The sequence below is a fragment of the Atopobium fossor DSM 15642 genome (assembly GCF_000483125.1).
GTDB classification, from domain to species: domain Bacteria; phylum Actinomycetota; class Coriobacteriia; order Coriobacteriales; family Atopobiaceae; genus Atopobium; species Atopobium fossor.
In genome coordinates this window covers 385,885-411,526 of the sequence record NZ_KI519553.1, presented here as the reverse complement: position 1 = coordinate 411,526, position 25,642 = coordinate 385,885, and the positions used below count along the sequence as shown (strand labels likewise).

The 25,642-nt window shown below is 45.2% G+C and carries 22 protein-coding genes and 4 tRNA genes; 10 read left to right on the top strand and 16 right to left on the bottom strand.

The window, feature by feature from the left end:
* Positions 1-16: 16 nt before the first annotated feature.
* Positions 17-727 carry a 5-formyltetrahydrofolate cyclo-ligase gene (locus G469_RS0104695; RefSeq protein WP_028264063.1) on the bottom strand — a complete coding sequence of 237 codons (711 nt, stop codon included), beginning with the start codon at positions 725-727 and terminating at the stop codon, positions 17-19.
* 65 nt (positions 728-792) lie between these two features.
* Positions 793-3,480 (bottom strand): valine--tRNA ligase, encoded by a 2,688-nt coding sequence (locus tag G469_RS0104690; RefSeq protein WP_028264062.1) that lies wholly within the window; start codon positions 3,478-3,480, stop codon positions 793-795.
* A 193-nt stretch (positions 3,481-3,673) separates the two neighbouring features.
* On the opposite strand from G469_RS0104690, the gene G469_RS0104685 reads away from it, so the two are divergent.
* From G469_RS0104685 to G469_RS0104665, 5 genes are all read left to right on the top strand, one after another.
* Complete coding sequence (locus G469_RS0104685; RefSeq protein ID WP_028264061.1) at positions 3,674-4,630, top strand: putative ABC transporter permease; 957 nt, start codon at positions 3,674-3,676, stop codon at positions 4,628-4,630.
* Positions 4,623-5,396 (top strand): tRNA threonylcarbamoyladenosine dehydratase, encoded by a 774-nt coding sequence (locus tag G469_RS0104680; protein ID WP_211225404.1) that lies wholly within the window; start codon positions 4,623-4,625, stop codon positions 5,394-5,396. The genes G469_RS0104685 and G469_RS0104680 overlap by 8 nt, the downstream gene beginning before the upstream one ends.
* 19 nt (positions 5,397-5,415) lie before the next feature.
* A complete protein-coding gene (locus G469_RS0104675; RefSeq protein ID WP_051353766.1) occupies positions 5,416-6,282 on the top strand; it encodes a TatD family hydrolase in 867 nt (288 codons plus the stop codon).
* Positions 6,283-6,337: 55 nt separating this feature from the next.
* Positions 6,338-7,249, top strand: coding sequence for a phosphatase PAP2 family protein (locus G469_RS08915; RefSeq protein ID WP_156908406.1), 912 nt, complete (start codon positions 6,338-6,340; stop codon positions 7,247-7,249).
* Between the two features lie 76 nt (positions 7,250-7,325).
* Positions 7,326-7,916, top strand: coding sequence for a thymidine kinase (locus G469_RS0104665; protein ID WP_028264058.1), 591 nt, complete (start codon positions 7,326-7,328; stop codon positions 7,914-7,916).
* A gap of 15 nt (positions 7,917-7,931) precedes the next feature.
* Here G469_RS0104665 and G469_RS0104660 read toward each other — a convergent pair whose 3' ends face one another.
* The 4 genes from G469_RS0104660 to G469_RS0104645 form a co-directional block, all read right to left on the bottom strand.
* Positions 7,932-9,089, bottom strand: a complete 1,158-nt coding sequence (locus G469_RS0104660; protein WP_028264057.1) for an NAD(P)-dependent malic enzyme — start codon at positions 9,087-9,089, stop codon at positions 7,932-7,934.
* A gap of 60 nt (positions 9,090-9,149) precedes the next feature.
* Complete coding sequence (locus G469_RS0104655) at positions 9,150-10,547, bottom strand: class II fumarate hydratase (protein WP_028264056.1); 1,398 nt, start codon at positions 10,545-10,547, stop codon at positions 9,150-9,152.
* Positions 10,516-11,967, bottom strand: coding sequence for an aspartate ammonia-lyase (locus tag G469_RS0104650; protein ID WP_028264055.1), 1,452 nt, complete (start codon positions 11,965-11,967; stop codon positions 10,516-10,518). Before G469_RS0104650 ends, G469_RS0104655 begins: the two co-directional genes overlap by 32 nt.
* Before the next feature lie 176 nt (positions 11,968-12,143).
* Positions 12,144-13,019, bottom strand: coding sequence for a hypothetical protein (locus G469_RS0104645; protein WP_028264054.1), 876 nt, complete (start codon positions 13,017-13,019; stop codon positions 12,144-12,146).
* A 283-nt stretch (positions 13,020-13,302) separates the two neighbouring features.
* Between G469_RS0104645 and G469_RS0104640 the strand changes: the two genes are divergently transcribed.
* Positions 13,303-13,773 (top strand): helix-turn-helix domain-containing protein, encoded by a 471-nt coding sequence (locus G469_RS0104640; RefSeq protein ID WP_028264053.1) that lies wholly within the window; start codon positions 13,303-13,305, stop codon positions 13,771-13,773.
* Between the two features lie 95 nt (positions 13,774-13,868).
* Here the strand turns inward: G469_RS0104640 and clpX are convergent, their stop codons facing one another.
* The 5 genes from clpX to gdhA form a co-directional block, all read right to left on the bottom strand.
* Positions 13,869-15,167: an ATP-dependent Clp protease ATP-binding subunit ClpX gene (clpX, locus tag G469_RS0104635; protein WP_028264052.1), complete on the bottom strand. Its 1,299-nt coding sequence runs from the start codon at positions 15,165-15,167 to the stop codon at positions 13,869-13,871.
* On the bottom strand, positions 15,167-15,796 hold the full coding sequence (locus G469_RS0104630) for an ATP-dependent Clp protease proteolytic subunit (protein ID WP_028264051.1): 630 nt from the start codon (positions 15,794-15,796) through the stop codon (positions 15,167-15,169). The genes clpX and G469_RS0104630 overlap by 1 nt, the downstream gene beginning before the upstream one ends.
* Before the next feature lie 105 nt (positions 15,797-15,901).
* Complete coding sequence (gene tig, locus G469_RS0104625; protein ID WP_028264050.1) at positions 15,902-17,245, bottom strand: trigger factor; 1,344 nt, start codon at positions 17,243-17,245, stop codon at positions 15,902-15,904.
* A gap of 72 nt (positions 17,246-17,317) precedes the next feature.
* Positions 17,318-17,403: transfer RNA gene (locus G469_RS0104620), tRNA-Leu, on the bottom strand.
* A gap of 126 nt (positions 17,404-17,529) precedes the next feature.
* The gene (gdhA, locus tag G469_RS0104615) at positions 17,530-18,861 is read right to left on the bottom strand and encodes an NADP-specific glutamate dehydrogenase (protein ID WP_028264049.1); all 1,332 of its coding nucleotides are present in this window, start codon (positions 18,859-18,861) and stop codon (positions 17,530-17,532) included.
* 233 nt (positions 18,862-19,094) lie between these two features.
* Between gdhA and G469_RS0104610 the strand changes: the two genes are divergently transcribed.
* Positions 19,095-19,171 (top strand) — tRNA-Pro (locus G469_RS0104610).
* Between the two features lies 1 nt (position 19,172).
* Positions 19,173-19,248, top strand: a tRNA-Gly gene (locus tag G469_RS0104605).
* A gap of 131 nt (positions 19,249-19,379) precedes the next feature.
* Here the strand turns inward: G469_RS0104605 and G469_RS0104600 are convergent.
* Positions 19,380-19,847: a PTS sugar transporter subunit IIA gene (locus G469_RS0104600; RefSeq protein ID WP_028264048.1), complete on the bottom strand. Its 468-nt coding sequence runs from the start codon at positions 19,845-19,847 to the stop codon at positions 19,380-19,382.
* Positions 19,848-20,137: 290 nt separating this feature from the next.
* Between G469_RS0104600 and G469_RS0104595 the strand changes: the two genes are divergently transcribed.
* Positions 20,138-21,079, top strand: coding sequence for a diacylglycerol/lipid kinase family protein (locus G469_RS0104595; RefSeq protein ID WP_028264047.1), 942 nt, complete (start codon positions 20,138-20,140; stop codon positions 21,077-21,079).
* Positions 21,080-21,192: 113 nt separating this feature from the next.
* Here G469_RS0104595 and ptsP read toward each other — a convergent pair whose 3' ends face one another.
* From ptsP to G469_RS08385, 3 genes are all read right to left on the bottom strand, one after another.
* The gene (gene ptsP, locus G469_RS0104590) at positions 21,193-22,896 is read right to left on the bottom strand and encodes a phosphoenolpyruvate--protein phosphotransferase (RefSeq protein ID WP_028264046.1); all 1,704 of its coding nucleotides are present in this window, start codon (positions 22,894-22,896) and stop codon (positions 21,193-21,195) included.
* A 107-nt stretch (positions 22,897-23,003) separates the two neighbouring features.
* Positions 23,004-23,261, bottom strand: coding sequence for an HPr family phosphocarrier protein (locus tag G469_RS0104585; RefSeq protein ID WP_028264045.1), 258 nt, complete (start codon positions 23,259-23,261; stop codon positions 23,004-23,006).
* An 8-nt stretch (positions 23,262-23,269) separates the two neighbouring features.
* On the bottom strand, positions 23,270-24,265 hold the full coding sequence (locus G469_RS08385; protein ID WP_035425390.1) for a 1-phosphofructokinase family hexose kinase: 996 nt from the start codon (positions 24,263-24,265) through the stop codon (positions 23,270-23,272).
* A 155-nt stretch (positions 24,266-24,420) separates the two neighbouring features.
* On the opposite strand from G469_RS08385, the gene G469_RS0104575 reads away from it, so the two are divergent.
* A tRNA-Arg gene (locus G469_RS0104575) sits at positions 24,421-24,497 on the top strand.
* Between the two features lie 74 nt (positions 24,498-24,571).
* Here G469_RS0104575 and G469_RS0104570 read toward each other — a convergent pair.
* Positions 24,572-25,516 carry a type I phosphomannose isomerase catalytic subunit gene (locus G469_RS0104570; protein WP_028264044.1) on the bottom strand — a complete coding sequence of 315 codons (945 nt, stop codon included), beginning with the start codon at positions 25,514-25,516 and terminating at the stop codon, positions 24,572-24,574.
* Positions 25,517-25,642 lie beyond the last annotated feature (126 nt).

Below are 25,642 nucleotides of genomic sequence, written 5' to 3'. Positions count from 1 at the left end.
CTTGTGGACAAAAAACTTAGGGACGGATTACGTGCTTATTGCAAACCACACAACGGACAGGGAGATCTCTGTTGGTTAGACAGTGCTCACTGTCTAAGTTGTCAATAAAATTAGGGCTGTGTACTACACCCACGCTAAAGCCTGGAAATATCGATAAAAACCTATCGTAGCAACCAGCACCATATCCCAAACGAAAGCCCATATGGTCATACACGAGACCAGGTATAAGCGCTAATTGTGATGGCTCAGTTACGGAATTGTAGGCTGCATGACCCTGTATAGGGCGTGCACCAGGAACTTGTGGATAGCCCTGTCCCACATGTATTTGTGCGGTGGGACTTATCATAGGCTCCCACACTCCAAAAGCACTACGCTCAAAGCCAATAGATGCAAATTCATCCACGGCAGCAAGCTGCACATAGTTGGACTGCGGGGCTATGATATACCAAAGCAAACGCTTGGTCTGAGGGTCCATGCGAGGAAATACTACGTCTTTACCCTGATTCCAAGCAGCTTCAATAAGAGCTACGGTAGAAACTTCCTCAGGTAAAGATACATAAGCAAAGACCGTCTGCGCCTGCTGCCATTCGGGTAAGGCAAGCACCTGCGCTGTAATAGCTGCATCCTCCTGCATACGATCTGCTGCTAAAAAAGATGAACGGCGCTCATGCGCTTGGGTGCGTAAAGATTTCTTACACATTGGGATAAAAGATGTGCGCTCGTTCATCGTGAGTACCTCTTTTAGCTGCAGATGTACAAATTGCCAGACTGCAAAATTACTTACTCAAACGTCTAACTGAGATCTGCTACCTGTGCCGTAAGTGTTGCAATTGTGGCCTCAAGCTCAGCTGCTTGACTACGCTTTTTAGCAATAACCTCAGCTGCTGCCTTAGACACAAAAGCTTCATTGGCAAGTGTCTTTGCTACAGAGGCATAGGTCTTCTCAGCACCGGCAAGTTCTTTTTGAATGCGCGCTGCCTCCGCAGAAAGATCTACTAAGCCTCCCAAAGCAACATAGATTTCCAGGTTGCCATCTGCTACCGTTACACTACCAGTAGGCTTACTTGCGCTTGCTGCCAACGTAAGCTCACTCACACGACCAACACGACAAATAAAGTCATGCTGAGCCTCTAATGCCGCAAGCTCATTTGCGGATGTCTTTACTACAACCGCAAGCTCAGTTTTGGGAGACAGGCGATAACGAGCGCGTGTAGAACGCACGCTGGAAATAACACGGCGCGCAAGCTCAAAGTTGTTTTCGGCCTCATCATTGATAAAAGCAGTGAGCTTAGAAGGCTCGGGCCATGGCGCAAGCATAAGGAATGATGCATCATGAGCATCCAAACCAGAAGCGGGCAAGGCATCCCAGATTTTCTCGGTAACAAAGGGCATAACGGGATGCAACATGCGCAAACTTACGTCAAGTACATACACAAGGTTGCGCTGCACCTGCAAGCGCTCATCTGCAGTACCATCCAATAGACGACCTTTGCACAGCTCAATATACCAGTCACAGACCTCGTTCCAGAAGAAAGACTGAATACTACGGGCATACTCGCCAAATTCATAACCTTCTAGCTGCTTGGTGATTTGTGCCACTGTACGCGCTAAACGTGACAACATCCAAGCATCCTCGGGCGTTTGCGCCATGGCAGGACCAGGCGTGTAATCACTAAGATTCATCTGTACAAAGCGGCTTGCATTCCAGATCTTGGTAACAAACGATTTAGCTTGCTCAGTACGAGGTGAGTCGATGAGCTGCTTAGTCTTTTTGTCTATGTTGGCATCAAACTTGACGTCTTGGTTGTTGGTAATAAGAGTAAGCAGGTTAAAGCGCATGGCGTCTGCACCATACTTATCCATAAGATCCATAGGATCTACGCCGTTGCCCTTGGATTTGGACATGCGACTACCATCTTTAGCCAAAATAGTGGCGTAAATATACACGTCATGAAAGGGAATTTCATCCGTAAAGTACAGCGAACTCATAACCATGCGAGCAACCCATAAGGCAATAATATCGCGGGCAGTTACCAGTACCTTGGTAGGATGATGGTCTGCAAGTTGGCCGATATCGTAAGGCCAACCCTGTGTTGCAAACGTCCACAACTGACTGGAGAACCAGGTGTCCAAAACGTCTTCATCCTGATGCACATGATGACTTCCACACTTGGGACATACGTCCGTGTCCTCCATAAGCGCATCTTGCCAGCCACAGTCATCACAGTAAAACACTGGAATCCGATGGCCCCACCACAGCTGCCTAGAAATGCACCAGTCCTTTAAGTTTTCCATCCACGTAAGGTAGGTTTGTGTCCAACGATCGGGATGGAAGCTAACCTCACCGCTCTTTACAACCTCAGTTGCTCGATCTTTGAGTTTATCGACAGCTACAAACCACTGCTCAGAGAGCCAAGGTTCTAGTGTAGTATCGCAGCGATAACAATGCATGACGGAATGCTCAAGATCCTCAATGTGGTCCAAAAGTTCGTGCTGCTCAAACCAAGCCACAACAGCTTTACGAGCTTCATCACGGTCCAGACCACTAAACTCACCATAACCGTCTACCACATGGGCAGTCTCATCAAAAATGTTAATCTTTGGCAAATCGTGAGCTTCACCCATAGCAAAGTCATTGGGGTCATGAGCAGGTGTTACCTTAACAAAGCCAGTACCATAACCAGCGTCTACATGCCAGTCTGCAAAAATAGGAATCTCGCGGTTAACAATGGGTAGCATAACCGTCTTGCCCACCAGCTTTTGCTTGTCTGGGTCAGACGGAGAAACCGCAATGCCTGTATCTCCCAGCATAGTCTCTGGGCGAGTAGTAGCAACGGTAATGTATTCAACACCATCCACGGGCTCGGTAAGAGGATAGCGCAGATACCACAGATGGCCCTTCTCATCACGATACTCTGCTTCATCGTCAGAGATGGCAGTCAGGCAGTGAGGGCACCAGTTAACAATACGCTTGCCGCGATAGATAAGCTCATCGTGATACCACTGAACAAACACCTTGCGCACCGCTTGTGCATAGGCAGGGCTCATGGTAAATTGCTCGTCCTCAAAGTCTACCGAACATCCCATACGCTTAATCTGACTTAAGATGGTTCCGCCATACTCATGCGTCCAATCCCAGCAAGCCTCCAAGAACTTCTCACGACCAATTTCCAAACGAGAAACCCCCTCGGACTTGAGTTTTTTATCTACCTTGGTTTGTGTTGCAATACCAGCGTGATCGGTACCCACAATCCAGCGAGTAGAACGACCACGCATACGGTTATAGCGTACAAAGGTATCCTGAATAGAGTCATCCATAGCATGGCCCATATGCAAAATGCCCGTAACGTTTGGCGGTGGAATAACAACTGTGCAATCCCCTACACCCTTGCTCCGACGATAGCAGCCAGCATCCATCCATTTTTGGATAAGTTCTGGCTCGCTCGTTTGTGGATCATACGTTTTAGGCATCTCTTCCACGATACACTCTGCCTTCTCTTGGTGCGATTACATGACAAAAGATTTGTGAACAAATAAGTATAACAAGCAGAATAACACGCCGCATGGCACAGTCATATCATGATGATGTACCTGTGCGTTTTACTGCAGGAAGACCATAGTCTGGACGCATGTGCGACAATAAAAATCTGTTTTCTACTCTCTGGAGCCCTGTATGCTTATTGCTCTTATATCACTGCTTGTAATCCTGTTGGTTTTCAGGGTAATTATTGCTGGCATTCGTCGTTTTATCTCTTGGCTTGGACATGGCACTTCTGTGTACCACATGGTGGGCGAAGACATGCCTGTGGAAGCCCAGTATGCCGCTCAAATTAGAGCCTACGTAACGCAGGCTGAGAAAATCCGTCATGAGCATGGTATTATCGCGAGCCTCCGCACGGGTCAAAAACACCTCACACGTGAGCAACGTGATGCTATCCAACACTCGGTAGATCGCGCTCGTGATGCCTATTTGTCCTACATGAAGCTTAAACCTTACCAGCTTGTCATTATCTTCTTGGTAGGCAGTGTTGCTGGACTCATCCTAGAAGAAATATGGATGTTTATAACGGCTGGCCTTACACAAAGTCGTGTGGGCTTGGTATGGGGTCCGTTTTCCCCGTTATATGGCTTTGGGGCAGTGCTCCTTACCATTATTTGTTGGGAGCTTCGTCATCGCAATGCCAGCAGTATGACTATCTTTTTTGTATCAGTATTGGTTGGCGGTAGCCTTGAGCAGCTAACCGGTTGGGGTATGGAAACCTTTTTTCATGCATCAAGTTGGACCTATATATACCTTCCAGATCATATTACCCAGTGGGTTGCCTGGCGCTTTTTGTTTTTCTGGGGCATGCTGGGACTTGCATGGACACGTATCATTATGCCCGATTTGCTTTATCGCATTGGCATGGCTACCACAAAAAGGCAGGTCATTTTTGTAGCGCTGCTCACCATATATTTGGTTGCAGATATTTTTATGACCGTCATATGTTTTGGTCGCAAAACAGCACGTGACGAGGGTATTCCTGCACAAAACGCCTTTGAAAACTGGGTTGATGCCAACTATACTGATGAATTTATCGCCGCTCGATTCCAAAACCTTACTATTGCTCAAGGATCACATCATGGATAACACAGCTATCACGGCTACCGATATTATTAATAATCCCGCCATGGCACGCCTCATGCTTGTGATGGGAGAAGATGCTTTGGTAAAACTAGCCAATAGCTGCGTCATGATCATAGGCATTGGTGGTGTAGGATCAAATTGTGCCGAAGCTCTTGCACGTGGAGGTGTGGGCAAATTTATTTTGCTTGATCGAGACACAGTAGAACTCAGTAACATTAATCGCCAGGCTGTAGCATTTCACAGTACCGTAGGACGTCCTAAAGTAGAGGTTATGGCGCAGCTTATTTATGATATTAACCCTGCCGCGCAGGTCCAAATCGTTCACGCTTTTTTACCCAAAGCTGTAGAAGAAGTACTCAATACCCTTCCTCGCCCGGATTATCTTGTGGACGCTATAGATACCATCTCTCAAAAGCTTGCACTAGCAAAGTGGTGCCAAGACCAAGGTATTCCCGAAATAAGCTCCATGGGTGGCGCAAATAAAATTGACCCTACCTATTTTCAATTTGCCCCTATCGAGAAAACCACCATATGTCCCGTAGCACGCATTATGCGCAAGGAATGCAAGAAGCGAGGTATTAACAAGTTGCAGGTACTCTACTCTGATGAGGTTCCTCTGCCAGCCCTAGGCGATGGTGATGGTCAGATGGACAAGGGGTCTATCTTGGGAACTATGAGCTATATTCCACCTCTTATGGGACACATGCTTGCAGGTCGTGTTATTCGTGACATCACTGGTTTGGTTAATAACCAAACCAAGCACCGATAATATCAGGCGTGAGATAGCTATGATACAAACAACAGCTATAACATCCGCACCATTTTCTACAACCTACCAGTTATATGACATGCATCTACACCTAGATTTTTGTGATGACCCTCAACAAGTATGTACAGATGCCCAGCAAAGAGGACTGGCATGTTTTGCGGTACCTGTCACACCACAGAGCTCGGTTGAGTTTGCGTTGCACATGGGAACAGATCTAACTAATACAAACAACAACGTACACATATCCAACCTTCGCATTGGTATTGGAGCTCATCCATGGTGGATTGCGGATAACTCCATAAGCCAAGCTGACCTTATGTATGCAGCTAAACTCATAAAGCATCACCGCTATGTGGGTGAAATTGGTCTTGATTTTTCCTCCAGTCATGTAAACCTTGCATCCAAAGACACCCAAATTGCAGCCTTTACTCAAATTTGTACCGCAGCAGCACACGCTTCACAAGCGGATGGTCAGTCTCGAGTGCTTTCCATTCATGCTGTGCAAGCTGCCCCAGAAACCCTTACAATCCTAGAACAAACAACCGCTCTTAAGCACTGTATTTGTATCTTCCATTGGTACAGCGGGCCAAGCGATACCTTGCACAAAGCCATCACGCATGACTGTCTTTTCTCTATAAACCCCATGATGCTTAATACACGGCGTGGTCGTGAATATGCTCGTCAAATCCCCATTAAGCAACTTCTTACAGAAACTGACCTGCCAATGCCCAATCATACCCAGCTCACAGCTCAAGAAATTGCAAACACGCTTATCCAAACTATTGAGAAGCTCGCACATATCCGAGCTATAGACCCACTTGCACTCCAAGCACAACTCGCTCACAATGCTGCCAATGTTTTTGCTAGCATAACAGGAGGTGAATAGTGTGGACATCTCATATCTCTTATGGTTACAAAGTATTCGCGAGTCCATAGGACCTATGTTAGATAGTTTTTTTAATTTTGTAACATCCATAGTAGTGGGGCCAGCTGCCGTTATTGTGATAGCAACACTGTACTGGTGCATAGATAAACATGCAGGCTGGTATGTACTTACCAGTTTTGCAGTGGGTAACAACATTAATCAAACACTTAAAGACTTCTTTTGCGTCCCTCGGCCGTGGCTACGCTCCACAAACATTCACCCGTCTCCAGCAGCTCTTGGTGGAGCCACAGGATACTCCTTTCCCAGTGGTCACAGTCAAACTGCAGCCTCCATTTTTGGAGCCGCTGCCTGGCATTATCGAAAGCTTGGTAGCTGGGTTATTCCTCTTGCTATTTTTCTCATTGGACTAGCAGCGTTTTCGCGTAATATCTTGGGCGTACACACTCCCCAAGACGTCCTGGTAGGTATAGCCATAGGTATACTTTCTCTATGGCTTAGTGCACATCTTCTCAACTGGATGGAGCGCAAAACCACCTCCCCCATTACCGTTGCACTTACCTTTTTGTTTACAGCACTGGCCCTTATGCTGTATACCGTACTCAAGCCTTATCCCACCCAAGGAATTGCCACCACCATCAATGTGGTGGAGATGCAAAAGGATGCTTTTACTACTGCAGGGCTTCTTGCTGGATTGGGAGTTTCTTGGTGGGCCGAGAAGCGCTTTGTAAACTTTACTATTGATCAGTCCAACAAGCGTCAAATTGCTCTACGCGTTGTGTGTGGTCTAAGCCTTATTGCCGCTTGTCACCTAGGCATTTTGATGCCCCTTAAGTTCTTTACTCAATCTGGTTTTGCCTACAAGTTCTGTACGGGATTTTTATTGGTGCTTGCGGGTATGGTTGGTGGCCCTGCGCTTACCCAATCTATAGAAAAGCACCAAGGACACCACAGCACAAATGCGCAATAATAGATGCCGCACCACATACTAACTTTTGACGCTTATGTCTAACTACACAAGCGCTTTTTGAGCAAAGGATGGCCTTATGGCTAAGTTGTATTTCACCTACGGCGCTATGAACTGCGGAAAGTCTACCTCCCTGCTGCAGGTTGCTTACAACTATGAAGAGCGTGGTATGCACGTAGTAGTGCTCAAGCCTTCTGTAGACACTAAGGGTGACAACACCGTTGTTAGTAGACTTGGTACATTACGCACGGTTGACCATTTAGTACATCGCCAAGACAACATGCAGGAAGTCCTTGCTCATGTGTTTGAGAAGCTTAATAAGAAAATTGCTTGCGTATTGGTAGATGAATCCCAGTTTTTAACTCCTCAGCAGGTAAACCAACTGCACGTTTTTGCTCACACCAAGAGTATCCCTGTTATGTGCTACGGCTTACGTACAGACTTCAGGACTGATGGTTTTCCTGGTGCCACTCGCTTGTTAGAAATTGCAGACGATATTAAAGAAATTAAAACCATTTGCTCCTGTGGCAAAAAAGCAACCTTTAACATGCGCTTTATTAACAATAAACCATCATTTGAAGGCAAGCAGATTGAGATTGATGACCAGGCAGATGTTACCTATAAGTCCGTTTGTGCAGACTGCTACTACCGCATCGCTCAATTAAACTAATACTTTTGCGTACCTTTACTGTGTAGCTTCCCAAGCTTTTACAACTTGTGCCGCAACTACATCAGCCACTTCCTTATTAAGTGCAGAAGGAAGAATATTGGTGGGTGTAAGTTCCTCATCGCTAATCATGGAAGCAATGGCATAGGCAGACGCAATCTGCATCTCATCCGTAATTTCTTTTGCACGAGCTTGCAGTGCACCCTTAAAAATGCCAGGGAATACGAGGACATTATTAATCTGATTGGGATAGTCGCTACGCCCCGTACCAACAACCTTCGCTCCACCCTTTAAAGCATCTTCTGGCAAAATCTCTGGACTAGGATTTGCCATTGCAAAGACAATACCGTCATTCATGGTGGCAACCATCTGCGGCGTTACAAGATTAGCCCGAGAAACACCAATAAAGCCATCCGCATCAACCAGTGCATCCTTAAGCAGGCCCTTACGATTATTTTTGTTTGTTTGCTGCGCCAATGCAAGCTGAGCCGGATTTAATTGCTGCGTTTCTGGATCAAGAATACCATCCTTATCACACAGGATAAGGTCATGAATACCCATCTTAAGGAGCAAGGTGGCAATAGCACATCCAGCAGCTCCACAGCCATTAATAACAATAGTTGCATGCTCAAAAGACTTATTGCTTACCTTACAAGCATTCAGTAGAGCAGCGGCAACAACTATTGCCGTCCCATGCTGATCATCGTGAAAGACGGGAATATCAAGTGTTTCCTTAAGGCGTTTCTCGATTTCAAAACAACGAGGAGCTGCAATATCCTCAAGGTTGATGCCACCAAAACTCTTAGAAATAAGCGCGATAGCTTGAACGATCTCATCCACATTCGTAGAGTCAATACATAGAGGAAAGGCATCTACATCGCCAAACTCCTTAAACAGAGCGCATTTACCCTCCATAACCGGCATGCCAGCGCAAGGACCAATGTTACCAAGACCAAGCACGGCACTTCCATCAGTAATAACCGCTACCATATGCCCTCTTCTTGTAAGGGTATAAGACAGCTCTTCGTCCTTCTCGATAGCTTTGCATGCTGCTGCAACGCCAGGTGTATATACAAGGCTGAGTTCCTCTTTGGTGTTAACCTGCTTTCTGGAAACAACTTCAATCTTGCCCTGAAGTTCTTCGTGTAGCTTCATTGATTCATCGTAAACACTCATTAATTAACCCTCAGTCTCTAATCTTTGGTCTTTCATATCTAATGTCTAGCATCCAGTCTTCTAAATCATCTGCTCCGGATGGTATATCTGGTCAAAGGCTTCTGAACTTAAGTAACCAAGCTCCAGCACAGCTTCCTTCAAAGAAATATCTTTATTATGCGCAAGCAGCGCACACTGAGCACTCTTTTCGTAACCAATGCTTGGTGACAATAGTGTAGACAACATAAGTGAACGATTAAGGTTCTCTGTCATTTTTGACTCATTTGCCCTCAAACCCTGCAAACAATGCTCCAAAAAACTATCCATGGATGAGCTGAGCAAGCGTACCGACTGCAAGAAATTATAGGCAGTAACTGGTAAGAACACATTGAGTTCAAACTGACCTTGGCTTGCCGCAAAACCAATACTGGCGTCATTGCCAAAAACCTGTACAGCAACTTGCGTAACTTGTTCACACTGCGTTGGATTAACCTTACCAGGCATGATGGAACTACCAGGCTCGTTAGCAGGCAAGATAACCTCATTAAGACCACAGCGTGGACCACTTGCCATAAGGCGAATGTCATTTGCAATCTTAAACAGATCCATCGCAAGAGCTTTAAGTACGCCATGTACAGCAACCACCTCATCAAGTGAGGTAAGCGCGTGGAATTTATTAGCACAGGGTACAAAATCACTGTTTGTTTGTTTTTGAAGCTGCTCGCACACCTTTACATCAAAATGTAAAGGTGCATTAAGGCCTGTACCCACAGCCGTTGCACCAATGGCAAGCTGCTTAAGCGGCACCAACACAGCTTGCAACAAAGCAAGATTTTGCTGCAGAGAAAACCGATAACCCGAAAGCTCCTGAGAAAAACTGATAGGCACTGCATCCATAAGATGCGTGCGTCCCGACTTGATAACACCCTTGCACTCATGCTCTTTTGCCTCAAACCCTGCAATCAATTGCTTAAGGCTCGGGATAAGCTTAGACTCAATCTGTGTTACGAACGCAATGTGCATAGCACTAGGAAAGGTATCATTGCTGGATTGACTCATGTTAACGTCATCATTGGGATGCAAAAACCCTTGTCCGTTTGCGAGGTTAGTAACGTTTGCCACTACCTCATTAACATTCATGTTGGTTTGTGTACCTGAACCTGTTTGATACACCACCAGTGGAAATTCATCCGAAAGTTCTCCAGCCAAGATTTTGTCACAGACCGCAACAATACTCTGACACTTCTCCTGTGTCATCTTTGTTGGATTGAGCTCATAATTTGCCAGTGCACAAGCTTTTTTAAGCTGTGCAAAGGCATAAATAATCTCAAAGGGCATACGCTCTTGCGGTTGTCCAATACAAAAGTTGCCATACGATCGCTGTGTTTGAGCACCCCAAAAATGGCTGGCATCAACGAGGACTTCACCTAAACTATCGTGCTCTACCCTAAACGCGCTGTCCTTCTCGATATTTTCCATCGTTAATCATTTGCTCCATTCCCGCAATACCAGGCCGACTTAAAGCATAAGGGTCAAAGATGGTTTTCATCTCTTCTTCTGTTAAAAGCTGTTCTTTTAGAATAAGTTCTTTAACACTAGCACCAGTCGCAATTGCTTTTTTAGCAATGCTTGCAGCTTTTGCATAACCAACATACGGACAAATTGCCGTAATAATGCCAACAGAATTATCCACCAGCTCCTTACAGTGTTTCTCGTTAGCAGTAATTCCCATAATGCAATTATCTACAAATGTTTGCGTAACCCGCTCTATTTGCTCAATAGAATGAAAGAGGTTGTAAAACAACACGGGCTCAAAGGCATTAAGCTCTAGTTGACCTGCCTCTGCCGCCATAGTAACCGTAATGTCATTTCCCACAATATTAAAAGCTACCTGGTTAACTACTTCAGGAATAACAGGATTAACTTTACCCGGCATAATACTGGAACCATTTTGTTTGGGCGGAAGGTTAATCTCGTGAAATCCACAACGAGGACCACTACTAAGCAAGCGCAAATCATTTGCAATCTTTGACATGTTAACTGCACAAGATTTTGTGGTGCCTGATACCGCAACATAGCCATCCAAATTTTGTGTGGCATCGATAAGGTCTTCTGCTTGCACAAGTTGTAGGTCAGTCACTTGTGAAAGGTTTTTAACCACATTATTCATGTATCCAACATCTGCGTTGATGCCCGTACCAATAGCTGTACCACCAATGTTAAGTGAGCGCATCTCTTCTTTTGCTTGCTCAAAGCGGTCAATATCTCTACCGATAGCTACGGCATAAGCATGAAATTCTTGACCCAAGCGAATAGGCACTGCATCTTGAAGTTGCGTACGTCCCATCTTAATGACATGATCGAACTCTGTAGCCTTAAGTAACAAGGCAGTGTGTAAGCGCTTGAGCTGTTCTGTTGCACGAATAAGCAGCTTGAGTGCAGTGATTTTGCCACATGAAGGGAATACGTCATTGGTTGATTGACCACAATTAACATCATCATTTGGGTTTACAAGACTATAATCGCCTTTTGTACCACCCAACAACTCAATAGCTACATTGGCAATAACCTCATTGGCATTCATGTTCATTGAGGTACCCGCACCACCTTGAATGGGGTCAACAATAAATTGGTCATGAAATTTGCCATCAATAATCAGGTCACATGCTTTACTAATAGCTTCGTATACCTTCTTTTCCATACGATTGACCTGGTAATTTGTAATTGCGCACGCTTTTTTAATCTGCGCAATTGACACAATCATCTCTGTTGAATAACGAAGACCCGTAATGGTAAAGTTCTCATATGCACGCAAAGATTGAATTCCATAATAGGCATCCGCAGGAACTTCCTTCTGGCCAATTGAATCCATTTCCAAGCGAAATTTAGTATTACTCATAGGCACAAACTCTCCCGATAGCGCTTCCTAGCTTAAGATAAACAATAGGTTAGCTATATCTTTGTACATATGAGCGAGGAGTAATTAAACGGACGATATCTAACAGCTTAGCGGAAAAGACTTGGACGATTAAACAAATTCGTTCTCCGAAGGCCATTGTTACTTTAGGGTTTGTCTTATGACGAAAGCTCCCAAGTGCGTCCACCATCCGTTGACCGATAGGTTTGCTGAGAATCATCGGTATCTGTACATGTTACGAGTATTGAGCCTTCATCTTCTATCTGTCCTTCTACCGTTGCGCTTGTAGCAGGAAGCTCAGATATATACCTGATGTTTTGTTCATCTATTACAACGAATATCCACCTATATTGAGCCATGGCTTTATCTATCCACACTAAGCCATATGACGAATTTTGAATACGAATAACATCACTTGGTTTAAGTGTATTAAGCAGCGCGCTTATTTCATCAGCAGTGCTAATGCTCTCCTGGTTATTGCTGTTTTTCTCTGCAGATGACTGAACAGAAGAAGACTTTGTATCACCCGCACGACGCATGCCATCTTGAGTTGCCTGAATAACAATAATCTGCTTGTCTTGCTCGCTCAGGGTATCGGGGGAACCTATATAGTTGTAATACTCACCAATTTTTGTTGTGGTTAATGCATCATTTTGTCTGTATATGCCGTAGTAAGGATCGATAAAACCCTCATAGTTGTAATAATACGTTTGGTTCTGATACTCAAAATGAGCCAAGCTACGAACATCCAAGGAAAATAAAAGAAAGTTCGCAAAACAAGAGGCTACACTAAGCAGCACGAGCACTATATAAATTAAAATACGAAAGATCTTTTTAATAGATAGCTGCTTTACGAGAAGAAACATCAAGACCAAAGCAGCTGCCTCACAGACAAAAGAGATGAGCAGAATAACATTATGCACCAAGGGAATAAAATGAATATGGTGTGTGAGTGCAAGCAGTACAAATCCCAATCCACCCAAAACTGGAATAGCAAATCGGTGCAAGATAAGTTTGAGTCTCGTGGTTTGCATAGATGCATCCAATCGAATACCTAAAACACCACAGCAGTTGTCTTTTTATAACACAGTAATGTGTAGTTAAGAAAATTTTTACCCATCAACAAAAGGTCTACTCAAAAAATATAAGTTTTTTCATACGCAACTGCGCAACTTTTGGTTGCATAGTAAATTGCAAGCTAAAATTGGTAGTGCCAAAAAGCCAATAACCTACTATATCTATATGCAGCTGCACGACATATCAAAACAGAGCAAACGACTTAGTAGTCGTACGTCTCTATCTTCGAAAGGTCATCGTATGAAACTCGAGATTGCAAAAAGGCTCTACGACTATAGAAAAATGGCTGGTCTGTCTCAAGAACAAGTTGCTGCAAAGATACAAGTTTCTCGTCAGGCGGTCTCTAAGTGGGAATGTGCTGAATCGTCACCTGATACTGACAATCTTATTGCACTCGCCTTGCTTTATGGTGTCACAGTAGATGAGCTTCTTTTTGCCGATCCAGAAAACACGGACTCTGACAATACGACTACTAACAAAGAAGCCAACGAAGAACCTAGCTCCAGCTGGCAAGAAGCACATGCCTCAAATAAGGATTACGTTAACATCAACCTAAACGATGGTATACATGTACGAGATCATAAAAAAGGTGAGGAAGTCCATATTGACTGGAATGGCATTCATGTAGATAACGAAGATGAACATGTACATTTAGACTTTGAAGGACTTGCAAAGATTATTCGTTCAATTCGTAAAGGACAAGAAGAATAAACCTATTCTGCACGCAAGAACTCACCTATAAAAAAATCCCTGCATGCTACCAACTACGTAATCATGCAGGGAATCTTTTTCTATTTACGAGCAGTTTATTTACGACTCTTCTTTGTAGAAATAAGCTGCGGTTGCTCTAATCCATCTACTGCAGCCTGTGTTACCACGACCTTCTCTACGGTAAGATCATCGGGAATGTTAAACATGGTGTCTTGTAGTGTTGCTTCACAAATAGCACGCAGACCACGAGCACCAGTACCACGCTTAAGTGCCAGACGAGCTATTGCACGCAGAGCTTCAGGCTCAAACTCAAGCTGAACGCCCTCCAGCTTAAACATGCGACAATACTGTTTAACAATGGCATTCCTAGGCTCAGTTAGAATCTTTACAAGGTCATCCTCACGAAGTTCACGTGTAGACGTAATTACAGGAATACGACCAACGAACTCCGGAATCATACCAAATTTGTGCAGGTCCATAGGGGTGACATCGCTCATGAGCTCATCTTGTGAGTCCTCTACCTTGGTAGCCAACTCAGAGTTAAAGCCCACGCCCTTCTTACCAATGCGATCCGCAACGATCTTATCCAAACCAACAAATGCACCACCACAAATAAACAAAATATTGGTGGTATCAATATGAATAAGCTCCTGTTGAGGATGCTTACGACCACCCTGAGGAGGAACGCTTGCAACGCTACCTTCAAGAATTTTAAGAAGTGCCTGCTGGACACCCTCGCCAGAAACATCACGCGTAATAGACAAGTTTTCTGCCTTGCGAGCAATTTTGTCAATCTCGTCAATATATACAATACCAACCTGAGCACGCTCAACATCACCATCGGCGGCAGTAATAAGCTTGAGCAGGATATTTTCTACGTCTTCGCCTACATAGCCAGCCTCGGTAAGCGTGGTAGCATCCGCAATAGCAAAGGGTACTTCCAAGAAACGAGCAAGTGTTTGAGCCAAGAGTGTCTTACCTGTACCGGTAGGACCAAGTAGCAAGATATTACTCTTTGCAAGCTCAACTTCCTCCTCGCCCTCTTCCAGCACGTCATCACCAGCAATAACACGGCGATAGTGGTTATATACCGCAACACTCATAGCACGTTTGGCATCTTCCTGACCCATAACGTACTGTGAAAGCTCGTCATAAATTTCATGAGGAGTTGGTAAATTTTTAATAAGTGGGGCTACTTCAAACTGCTCTTCTTCCTCAGCCTCTACAGCAAACTCATCAGCCTCAGAAATAATGTCACTACAAGCAGCAACACATTCATCACAAATGAATACACCACCAGGTCCCTGGATGAGCTTACGCACCTGATCGCGCGACTTGCCGCAAAACGAGCAATGCATTTGTGAGTCTAAATTCGTGCCATCAAAATCCGACATTAACGCTCCTCGGAGGTGTTGGCGCTTTCCTTACGAGAGGTAATAACCTTGTCTACCAGGCCATACTCCATTGCTTGCTGAGCGCGCATATAGTTATCTCGCTCGGTATCTGCATTGATTGTCTCGATAGGCTGGCCCGTAAAATCTGCAAGCAAGCTATTTAGATGCTCACGGATATACTTAGTTTCATCCGCAACAATCTGAATGTCTGTCTGCTGACCCTGAGCACCTGAACTGGGTTGATGAATAAGAACCATGGAATTAGGGAGCGCAAAACGCTTGCCTTTAGCACCAGCTGCCAAAAGAACAGCGCCCATAGATGCAGCCATGCCTACACAGATAGTAGATACATCTGGCTTGATAAAATTCATGGTATCCAAGATACCCAGACCCGCATATACATCGCCGCCAGGGGAATCAATGTACAAAGAAATGTCTTTATCAGGATCCTGGCTTTCCAAGTGAAGTAACTGGGCAATTACCAAATTTGCGGAATCGCGCGTAACGGGTTCACCCAAAAATACGATGCGGTCGTTAAGCAAGCGGGAGTAGATGTCATAGCTACGCTCGCCGCGCGGAGTCTGCTCGACGACGTAAGGAATGAGTGGAGTGTTAGTAGGATTGATCATTCAATTCCCCTTTCTAATGCAATGACAAAGACTTCAACGACCATTTTTGATAGAGGGGCCATGCCTGTATAGCACAGCCCCTCCTGCTTAGTTGCCAGTCTTTGCTTACTTGTTGGACTTATCGTCCTTCTTGGCAGCACGACGCTCAGCAACCTCATCTACCTCGGTTACCTTGGCGTTGTCTACCAACCAGTCAAGAGCCTTGTTGCGCTTAATAGCTGCGCGAATGGCAGGGAGCTGACCGTTCTCACGCCAGTTCTCAACAAGCTGAGCAGGATTATCTGCACCAGACTCCTCAAACTCCTTCTGGATGTCCTCTGCAGTAGCCTCAAAGCCCATCTTACGAGCAATAGCCTCAAGAGTCAGACTCTGACGAGCGTTCTCCTCTGCCTGGTTGTGAAGATCTGCAATGAAGTCTTGTGCGGAAACACCCTGCATTTGCAGCCAGCCATCCAGGGTCATACCCTGAGACTGAAGCTGAGACAGGAAGTTCTGAGTAATCTCATTGAATACCTGATTTACATACTCAGAAGGAACTTCCTCAAGCTGAAGATGCTTAGCCATCTCGGCAAGAACACGATTCTCCTTGAGGGTAGGAAGGGTATTCTTTTTGTCAGATTCAATCTCGGACTTAAGGCCATCACGAAGCTCAGCTACGGTCTTAAAACCAAAGCCCTTCTCGGCCAATTCATCATCAAGCTCGGGAGTAACGGCAACCTTAATGGCGTTGAGCGTCAGTTTAATAGCAAACTTGTGCTCATGAGTATCCTCACCCTCGCCATGGGATTCAGTCCAAGAAATCTCCTTGGTCTCACCCTTTTTCATGCCCTTGATACCCTCATCAAAAGCCTCAGGAAGACCCTTGCCATCCAAAGAAAGCATGCGGTTTTCGCCAGCAAAGCGCTCTGCATTCTCTATATTCTCGATATTGACATTAACAATATCGCCTGCAGCAGCAGCGCGATCCTCCTCTACATCCTCATATGAGGTACGGTAAGACAGAAGAACGTCAATTTGCTCATCAATCTCTGCCTCAGTTACCTGTGCGGGAGGCATGTTAATTTCTGGAGCGTCATAAGAATCGAGCTCTGCAACAGGACGTACAGGAATGGTTAGGTCCAAAACATAGTCAGAACCCTCTACAACAAATACAGGCTCCTCACCGTAGTTAACATCACCTACAGGAGTGATATCCAACTCCTCAAGCATGAGAGGCTCTACCTGATTAAGAAGATCGTTGGTAGCCTGACCAAGAACGCCATCCTTGCCTACAATGCCATCGATAACAGGACGAGGAGTCTTACCTTTACGGAAGCCCTGAAAATTGTACTTGTTAGCAATGTCCTTGTATGCCTGAGCAACTGCCTTGTTAACATCCTCAGCAGCAACGGTAAGCTGCGCGGCAACCTTGTTATCCTGAGGCTCCTGCGCGGTGACGGTGATCTTCAACGTTCCTCCAGTGTGTCTTGAACCTACGCGGCTACAGCTGTAGCCGCTTGTATCTGAGTAAGTGTTGTACGCTGGTGCGGGCGAAAGGACTCGAACCTTCACGGGGGTTACCCACTAGAACCTAAATCTAGCGTGTCTACCAGTTCCACCACGCCCGCAACTAATGCATACAGCCTTGACATGATACCAGACAAACAAGTGTCTACCCACTTAGTTCACGGTCAAAACACGCGAATAGTATGTCCACATCACTTTTTACACACTAAAGGCCAACCCGTGTAATATTAGCACACACCCTGAGCCATCATAGCCTCTGCTACTTTAAGAAAACCAGCAATATTAGCGCCAAATACGAGGTTACCCTCATGGCCATAATCCTTTGCAGCAGTAGAAGCAGATGTATAAATTGATGCCATAATAGACTGCAAGCGCTGATCTACCTCGTCAAAGGACCAAGATAGGTGCTCTGCGTTTTGGCTCATTTCTAAACCAGAAACAGCTACACCTCCGGCATTAGCTGCTTTACCTGGAGCAAAAAATACATCATGTTCTTGTAGATATGTTGTTGCTTCTAAGGTGGTAGGCATATTAGCGCCTTCTACTACATAACGACAACCATGTGCTACAAGGGCTTGAGCAGACTCAAGAGACAATTCATTTTGAGTAGCACAAGGCATAGCTATATCGCACTTCTCGCCCCAAGGACGTTGAGTTTCGTGATACATCGCACGTGGACGAGCAGCAACATAATCAGTCAGGCGCGCACGACGAACTTCCTTGACGTTCTTCAAAGTTGCAACGTCAATACCATCAGGGTCATATACATAACCCGAAGAATCGGATACCGTAAGCACGCAAGCTCCCAACTGCTGTGCCTTTTGTGCTGCATAAATGGCAACATTACCCGCACCAGAGATGCATATTGTCTTGCCTGCAAGCTCCTCGCCCTTCTCGGCCAACATATGAGTGAGGAAATATACCGCACCATAACCAGTTGCCTCGGTACGTGCTAAAGAGCCGCCATAACTTAAACCTTTTCCAGTGAGAACACCGGACCACTCGTTACGCAGACGCTTGTACTGGCCAAAAAGATAACCAATCTCACGAGCACCCGTACCAATATCACCCGCAGGAACATCCGTATTGGGACCAATATAACGATATAGTTCCGTCATGAAGCTCTGACAAAACGCCATAATTTCACGGTCAGACTTACCCTTAGGATCAAAGTCTGCTCCGCCCTTTCCACCTCCCATGGGAAGTGTGGTAAGGCTGTTTTTAAAGATTTGTTCAAAACCCAAAAACTTAAGAATTGACAGGTTAACACTGGGATGAAGACGTAGGCCTCCCTTGTAAGGTCCAATTGCAGAGTTAAATTCAATGCGATAACCACGATTAACCTGTATTTGGCCCTTATCGTCTACCCATGGAACCCTAAACATGATGACACGCTCGGGTTCTACTAATCGCTCTAATAAAGCTTGGCTTTGATATTCGGGGTGTGCATCCAAAGCAGGTTGCAAACTTACAAGCACCTCTTGTGCTGCTTGGATGAATTCAGGCTGATCTGCATAACGCTCTTTAAGCTGTGCAATTACCTCAGAAGAATATGACATGACGGTTTCCCTCTTGTTGACCTACGCTTGACCCGTACACGAGCTATAGCTGTTATATTTTTATATCGAGAAAAGCATAGCGGTTTACAAGCAACAGATAGATATTTCCTATGAGCTCGTAACAAACTGTATACGCAAAAGATACGTAAAGGAAAGTTTTCGTACATATTAAGAACTTTGATACTGCACGGGTTGAATTGTTTACAAAGCTTGCTATACTTACCAAAGCGAATCGGGGTGTGGCGCAGCTTGGTAGCGCATCTGCTTTGGGAGCAGAGGGTCGCTGGTTCGAATCCAGTCACCCCGACCACGCGGCAGTAGTTCAATTGGTAGAGCATCAGCCTTCCAAGCTGACTGTTGCGGGTTCGAGTCCCGTCTGCCGCTCCATTACTTATTTCATTTAGATGTATATCTGAGTGTTTAATCCCCCGCTTTTCGGGGGATTTTTATTGTACATAGACCTCAAACAACAACGCCTGCATCGCAACCAACAATAAACTTATACAGTGCAGATTATTTTATTTAATTACCTCAATAATGGTAGAAGTAGCCATAGCCTCAAAGTCAAACAGGGGCTTTACGGACGAGAAATCCTGCGTGTTAGTAACAACAATTAAAGTAGTAGGATCAAAACCAGCAGATTTAATAGTGTCTAAATCAACAACGGCCAAGATATCACCCGCGGTAACTACCTGACCAACCAACACCTTTGGCTCAAAACCTTTACCTTCAAGCTCTACGGTATCGATACCTACATGTATGAGCACATCAAGACCATCTGTAGTACTAATAGCATATGCATGACCAGCCTTTTGTACAACAGAAACCGTACCAGATACTGGAGCAGTAATAGTACCAGTTTTGGGAATGATGCCTACACCCTCACCCAATGCACGAGAGGCAAAAACTTCATCACTCACATTATCCAACGAGACAACATCACCAGGAACTGCGGTGATTATGCTATAAGTAACACCTTTAGTCATTTGATTCCTTTCTTTGATTTGTACCTAGTTTATTTATTATTCTGCTATTGCTTTTGTCACTGCTTAATAGCTTAATGCAATACAACAAATCTAGTAAACAAAACAAAAAGACCCGCAAGATGCCCTACAGCACCCCTCAGGTCTTGCCCCAAACCGGGTAACAATCCTTTTTAATGTAACTAAATGAATCTTAGTCTCCATATGCCAACAATGCACTATCTTTTTGTCTTAATTTTGGTCCGTAACCGTTAAGATAGTTCCAGACGTATTTGATTACTGGAAGGAATGTTATGCCAACACCTAGGCTAGGACGCACGCTTGTTATTGCTAATCCTGCCTCTCATAGTGGTAAAGGTGCTGCCGCTGCCGACTTTGTCGAGCGTTTTTTAAACAGCTTTGAGTCTGCTACCGAAGGCTACACTATTCAGCGCACCACTGCTATGGGCGATGCTCGTATAATGGCCGCAGCTGCTCGCAAATTTCAAACCGTTATTGCTTTAGGCGGAGACGGTGTTATTCATGAAGTTGTAAACGGCCTCATGGATATTCCCATTCAAGATCGGCCAACTCTTGGCATTATTCCTATGGGCACCGGCAATGACTATGCTCGTACCTTAGGTCTAGCCCGCAATGCTCCCGAAGCCGCTTTGGGTCAAATTATGCAGGGACCTGTGCGTAAGATTGACTTGGGCAAGGTTAACAACGAGTACTTTATGCAGACATTGTCTTTTGGTATTGATGCGGCTGTTGCACATGACACAACCGCTCGCCGCAACCAAGGTGATAACCAAGAAGGCACCGCTTTGTTTATAAGTTCTAGCCTTAAGCTACTAAGCAAAGCACACGAAGGTTGGCATATGATTGCTACTGTAGATGACGAGAAAACCCTTGATTTACAAGAGATTTTCTTTGCCATCAATATTGGACCTACTTACGGAGCTGGCTTTAAGGTATGCCCCGCTGCTGTGCCCAATGATGGGCTGCTTGATGTATGCTACAACGTTCGTATTCCCACAGTACCCACGATTTTAAGATTGCTTGGCATGATGCGTGCGGGCTTGCACACCACATCGCGTGTTATTAAAACCATGCGTGCCAAAAAGCTTCACATTGAGTTTACCGAGGATGTCCCCGTACAAACCGATGGAGAAGAGCTTGAAGGTCGCATCTTTGATGTAGAGGTTCTTCCTGATGAACTGCGTGTCATTACCTCTCCATCATGTACTTGGTAAGTTGTACTTTAAAACTGTACTTTAAAAAAGCACCTATCTTATAGATAGGTGCTTGTAATTAACTACGCTATGGGTTTTTACTCAACTCTTAAAGCACAGGCTGCATGTTGTTCCTAACGAGCAGCCTCCTTAAGCGCAGCACGAACCTCCGCTGCGGTCTTAAGGCTCATTACCTTATTAGTAAGCTCATCTGCCTCTGCCTTGCTCCATTTAGAAATAGTCTTACGCGTGCGCAAGATAGAAGGAGCAGAAACAGAGAACTCGCTCAAACCAAAGGATAGCAGCACTGGAATAAGCAGAGGATCTGCTGCAGCTTCACCGCACATGCCAACCATAATGCCAGCTTTGTTACCTTCTGCAATAAGGTGCCTAAGAGAGCGCAATACTGCAGGCTGATACACCTGATATAGATAAGCCACACGATCGTTACCACGGTCTGCACACATGGTATAGCCAATAAGGTCATTGGTACCAATGGAGAAGAAGTCGCACTCCGCGGCCAAGTCATCTGCAATGAGAGAAGCTGCAGGTGTCTCAATCATGGTGCCTACTTCGATATTCTCGTTAAACTGAATACCAGCGGCACGCAACTCATTCTTGCACTCTTCTACCAAAGCCTTTGCCTCGCGCACCTCATCAATGGTGGTTACCAAAGGAAGCATAATCTTAATGTCGCCAAAAGCAGAGGCACGAAGTAATGCACGGAGCTGAACCTTATACTGGTCCGGATTATTGAGACAGTAACGCACAGCGCGGAAGCCCATGAAGGGATTTTCTTCTTGCTGCAAGTTAAGATAAGGAATCTCTTTATCTCCACCCACATCAAGCGTACGGATGATAATGGGCATGCCCTTCATACGCAAGGCAACCTTCTGATATGCGGCAAACTGCTCGTCCTCGGAAGGAAGTTCGGAAGCATCCATAAAGAGAAATTCCGAACGGAACAGACCAATGCCTTCGGTGTCATGTTCGGCAGCTACATTAGCATCGTCAGGGTTACCAATGTTGGCAACCAACAAGACTTTCTTGCCATCTGCGGTAAGGGTCTCTTTGCCGCGATAGGCCTCAAGAGCAGCCTTTTCCTCGGCATACTTCTTGGCCTCATCACGATATTTGGAAAGCTCGTCATCACTAGGATTAGCAATAACGGTGCCGTTGGTGCCATCCACTACTACCGTATCACCGTTTGCAATGGAGGTAGTTACCTCAGCTACAGACAATACTGCGGGAATCTCTAAAGCACGAGCAATGATGGCAGAGTGAGAAGTACGACCACCTGTCTCGGTAACAATACCAGCTACATTATCCTTATCAATATCTGCTGTCATGGAAGGCGTAAGTTCGTGCACAACTACGATGGAGTTCTCGGGCAGCGTAGAAAGGTCTACCACTTCCTTGCCCAAAAGATCTGCCAAAAGGCCAGTTCTTACGTCTGCAACATCAGCGGCACGCTCACGGAACAGCTCATCTTCCATCTGAGAGAACATAACGTAATATGACTCATATGCATCATATACAGCCTGCTCGGCACACATACCAGACTCAATGGAGCCATTAACCATCATCTTAATGCCATCATCCTCGGCAAACTCAATATGTGCGGCCATAATAGCAGCAGCATCATCGCCTACCGTTTTGGACATACGTTCAATTTGAGCATTGGTTTGCTCAATAAACTTAGTAATAGCTGCAGCATAACGTGCCTTTTCTGCCTCTGTATCTTCGGGTGCATGTGGTGTAAAAGTCAGATCAGGCTCTACCGCAACTTGTGCAACACCAATTCCAATGCCATCGGATGCATTAACTCCCTGGAACATGAAACCTCCCAAACTGTGTGTAAACACACAAATAGCCATAAGTAAGCGTATTACTTACTTTATATCCATAATAATATGATTATTTATGCACTATATTCAAAAATTTATTAATTCAGCTTGTTGATAAGATCAAGTGCAGTTGCAAGAGCTTCATCCTCACGCTCGCCATCACACACAATTTCAATTTCAGAACCAGTGGGAATACCAATACCCAACAGAGCCAAAGGACGCTTAGCATCTGCATGTTTACCCTGAGAAATTACTTCAATCTTGCAAGGAAAATCATACAGAGCATCAGAGAAGGTTGTTGCAGGACCAATATGTAAACCGTTGGGGTTGGTAAGAGTAACTGTCTGAGAAACCATAACGCTCCTTATGAATCCATCAATGTATCAAGACGACGCTCTGCCTTGCGCACGCGCTCAAGGGCAGCGGCAATTTCTTCTTTATGCTCTTCGAGAACTCCGCCTAGAGCAGCATAGAGTTTCTCGATAGTTTCGCGATTTGCAAGATATTTGGATGACGCAGTGGCAGAACCACAGCTCGAAGCAAAATTAAGAGCAGTGTCATAATCTGCGCCTTCATCCAGCTTAGCTAAGAAACCAGCGACCATAGAATCACCAGCACCGGTAGCATTAACAAGTTTACAGGGAGGAACCAAGGTTATGTGCTCGTTACCATACTCATCCAATAGAGCAGAACCATACTTGCCACAAGAAACAATGACATTTGCCGCACCACGATCATGCAAGATGCGTGCAAAAGGCAAACACTCTTCTGGTGTTTCTGGCTTCTCGTTAAACAGGCGGCCAACCTCATGGTTATTGGGTTTAATGAGAAATGGCTTAGCGCTTAAGGCGCGCAACAAGAGCGTGCCAGGCGCATCTACTACAAAGCGAATCCCACGGCCAGATAAATGGTTCATAATCATGTCATAGGTAGTATCAGGCAAGCTCTTGGGAATGGAGCCGGTAAGTACCACTGTATCCCCCGACTGAATCATTTCCATACGGTGCAAGAGCTCTTCAAGCTTACGATGTGGAATCTTGGGACCCATACCATTAACGATAGACATAACAATACCGTTAAGCTTGACGTTAATACGAGTATTACCCTTGTCCAAGCGCACAAAATTACAGGCAATACCCTGAGACTGAAGTGACTCGATTAAATAATCACCCGTAAAGCCACCACAAATACCCATTGCTGTGTTGGCTACCCCAAGCTCATTCAGAATGCCAGCTATATTAATGCCGTTACCACCGCAATACATCTCTTCACTGGAAGAACGGTTAGTAAAACCCATATCGAGCGTAAGTGGATGCATTACATAATCGATTGCAGGATTGAGAGTAACGGTATAAATCAAGACGAACCCTCCCGAAGATTTTCTCAAGACTGTATACAAGTATGACGCATTAGAGACATTTTTTACACATAAAAGTATCGATAAGTGAATACAAATTGCAAAACGTATCTTTTAGCAGGCACACAAGCCCGCGGCGTGATAAAATCCCTTTGCAGGCGCCCGTAGCTCAATAGGATAGAGTATCGGACTTCTAATCCGCCGGTTGGGGGTTCGAATCCCCCCGGGCGCACCATATCATAAGAAAAGCCAGGACGTATTTGTTCTGGCTTTTTTGTTTACACTTTTCCCTGTGACCCTGATATTGCACTAATCCGCAGGTGGATATGAGCAAATAAGTTCCATGGATCCTGTGAGTTCCAATACGTCTATACCAGCCGGCGCAATAAAGTGGTCTCCCCTTGCAACAAGCTGCCCATTTACTTTGCCAGAGCCTTCAATGACGCTCATGCATAAAAATGGCCAGTGAGCCATAAGTCTGGTCGTATCCTCTACGCGCACACGATCTACCGTATAGCAATCACAAGAAACCAAGCGGGTTACACCGTTTTTCTCGATAGCAGTAATGGTGCCATTGGTAGGCGCCTGCTGCTTGTAATCAATAACATCGAGCGACTGCTGTAGATGTAACTCGCGCAAGCTACCGTCTGCCTGGCGCCGATTGTAGTCGTATACACGATATGTCACATCCGAAGACTGCTGGGTTTCCAAAATCAAAGTACCACCACGAATTGCATGGACCGTTCCTGGATTTATTTGGAAGAAATCACCCGTTTTAACAGGAATGATATTGAGAAGTTCACCCCACTTGCTCTTGTTTACCGCACGAGCAAATTCCTCACGTGAACTTGCATTTTGTCCAACTACGATAGTTGCGCCAGGCTTAGCATGCAACACATACCAGCACTCACATTTACCCAAAGATCCATTCTCGTGCTGTGCAGCATACGTATCGTCCGGATGAACTTGAATGGACAAGTCATCATCCGCCGCAAGGATTTTGATAAGTAAAGGGAATTGATCTGATGCAAGCTTGCCAAACAATTCACGATGTGTGGACCACAACTCAGACAGATGCATACCTGCAAACCTGCCTTTTGCAACCTTACAGTCCCCTGACTGATGAGCAGAAATTGCCCAACACTCACCTATGGGGCCATCGGGAATCTGATAACCAAAGTCGGACTCAAGCATGCGACCGCCCCAAATCTTCTGGTGAAAGACGGGTTCTAAAAAGATGAGTTCTTGTGTCATAGCTACTACTCCCCCGCAATGCTACAAAGCACGTTTAGTTGCTGCATTGCTTGTGATTGTACACGTGAGTAACCTACTTGTAGACAAATGACTCACTGAGCTAATAAAAAACTCAGGGCTGTTATA

What these genes read in the sequence shown, in the direction of transcription:
- G469_RS0104645 (WP_028264054.1), bottom strand. Translation starts at nt 13,019, where the DNA reads ATGCAAACCACGAGACTCAAACTTATCTTGCACCGATTTGCTATTCCA.
- G469_RS0104570 (WP_028264044.1), bottom strand. Translation starts at nt 25,516, where the DNA reads ATGACACAAGAACTCATCTTTTTAGAACCCGTCTTTCACCAGAAGATT.
- ptsP (WP_028264046.1), bottom strand. Translation starts at nt 22,896, where the DNA reads ATGTTCCAGGGAGTTAATGCATCCGATGGCATTGGAATTGGTGTTGCA.
- gdhA (WP_028264049.1), bottom strand. Translation starts at nt 18,861, where the DNA reads ATGTCATATTCTTCTGAGGTAATTGCACAGCTTAAAGAGCGTTATGCA.
- G469_RS08915 (WP_156908406.1), top strand. Translation starts at nt 6,338, where the DNA reads ATGTTAGATAGTTTTTTTAATTTTGTAACATCCATAGTAGTGGGGCCA.
- G469_RS0104640 (WP_028264053.1), top strand. Translation starts at nt 13,303, where the DNA reads ATGAAACTCGAGATTGCAAAAAGGCTCTACGACTATAGAAAAATGGCT.
- G469_RS0104585 (WP_028264045.1), bottom strand. Translation starts at nt 23,261, where the DNA reads ATGGTTTCTCAGACAGTTACTCTTACCAACCCCAACGGTTTACATATT.
- G469_RS0104680 (WP_211225404.1), top strand. Translation starts at nt 4,623, where the DNA reads ATGGATAACACAGCTATCACGGCTACCGATATTATTAATAATCCCGCC.
- G469_RS0104630 (WP_028264051.1), bottom strand. Translation starts at nt 15,796, where the DNA reads ATGATCAATCCTACTAACACTCCACTCATTCCTTACGTCGTCGAGCAG.
- G469_RS0104665 (WP_028264058.1), top strand. Translation starts at nt 7,326, where the DNA reads ATGGCTAAGTTGTATTTCACCTACGGCGCTATGAACTGCGGAAAGTCT.
- clpX (WP_028264052.1), bottom strand. Translation starts at nt 15,167, where the DNA reads ATGTCGGATTTTGATGGCACGAATTTAGACTCACAAATGCATTGCTCG.
- G469_RS0104655 (WP_028264056.1), bottom strand. Translation starts at nt 10,547, where the DNA reads ATGGAAAATATCGAGAAGGACAGCGCGTTTAGGGTAGAGCACGATAGT.
- G469_RS0104685 (WP_028264061.1), top strand. Translation starts at nt 3,674, where the DNA reads ATGCTTATTGCTCTTATATCACTGCTTGTAATCCTGTTGGTTTTCAGG.
- G469_RS0104695 (WP_028264063.1), bottom strand. Translation starts at nt 727, where the DNA reads ATGAACGAGCGCACATCTTTTATCCCAATGTGTAAGAAATCTTTACGC.
- G469_RS0104595 (WP_028264047.1), top strand. Translation starts at nt 20,138, where the DNA reads ATGCCAACACCTAGGCTAGGACGCACGCTTGTTATTGCTAATCCTGCC.
- G469_RS0104600 (WP_028264048.1), bottom strand. Translation starts at nt 19,847, where the DNA reads ATGACTAAAGGTGTTACTTATAGCATAATCACCGCAGTTCCTGGTGAT.
- G469_RS0104675 (WP_051353766.1), top strand. Translation starts at nt 5,416, where the DNA reads ATGATACAAACAACAGCTATAACATCCGCACCATTTTCTACAACCTAC.
- G469_RS0104660 (WP_028264057.1), bottom strand. Translation starts at nt 9,089, where the DNA reads ATGAGTGTTTACGATGAATCAATGAAGCTACACGAAGAACTTCAGGGC.
- G469_RS0104650 (WP_028264055.1), bottom strand. Translation starts at nt 11,967, where the DNA reads ATGAGTAATACTAAATTTCGCTTGGAAATGGATTCAATTGGCCAGAAG.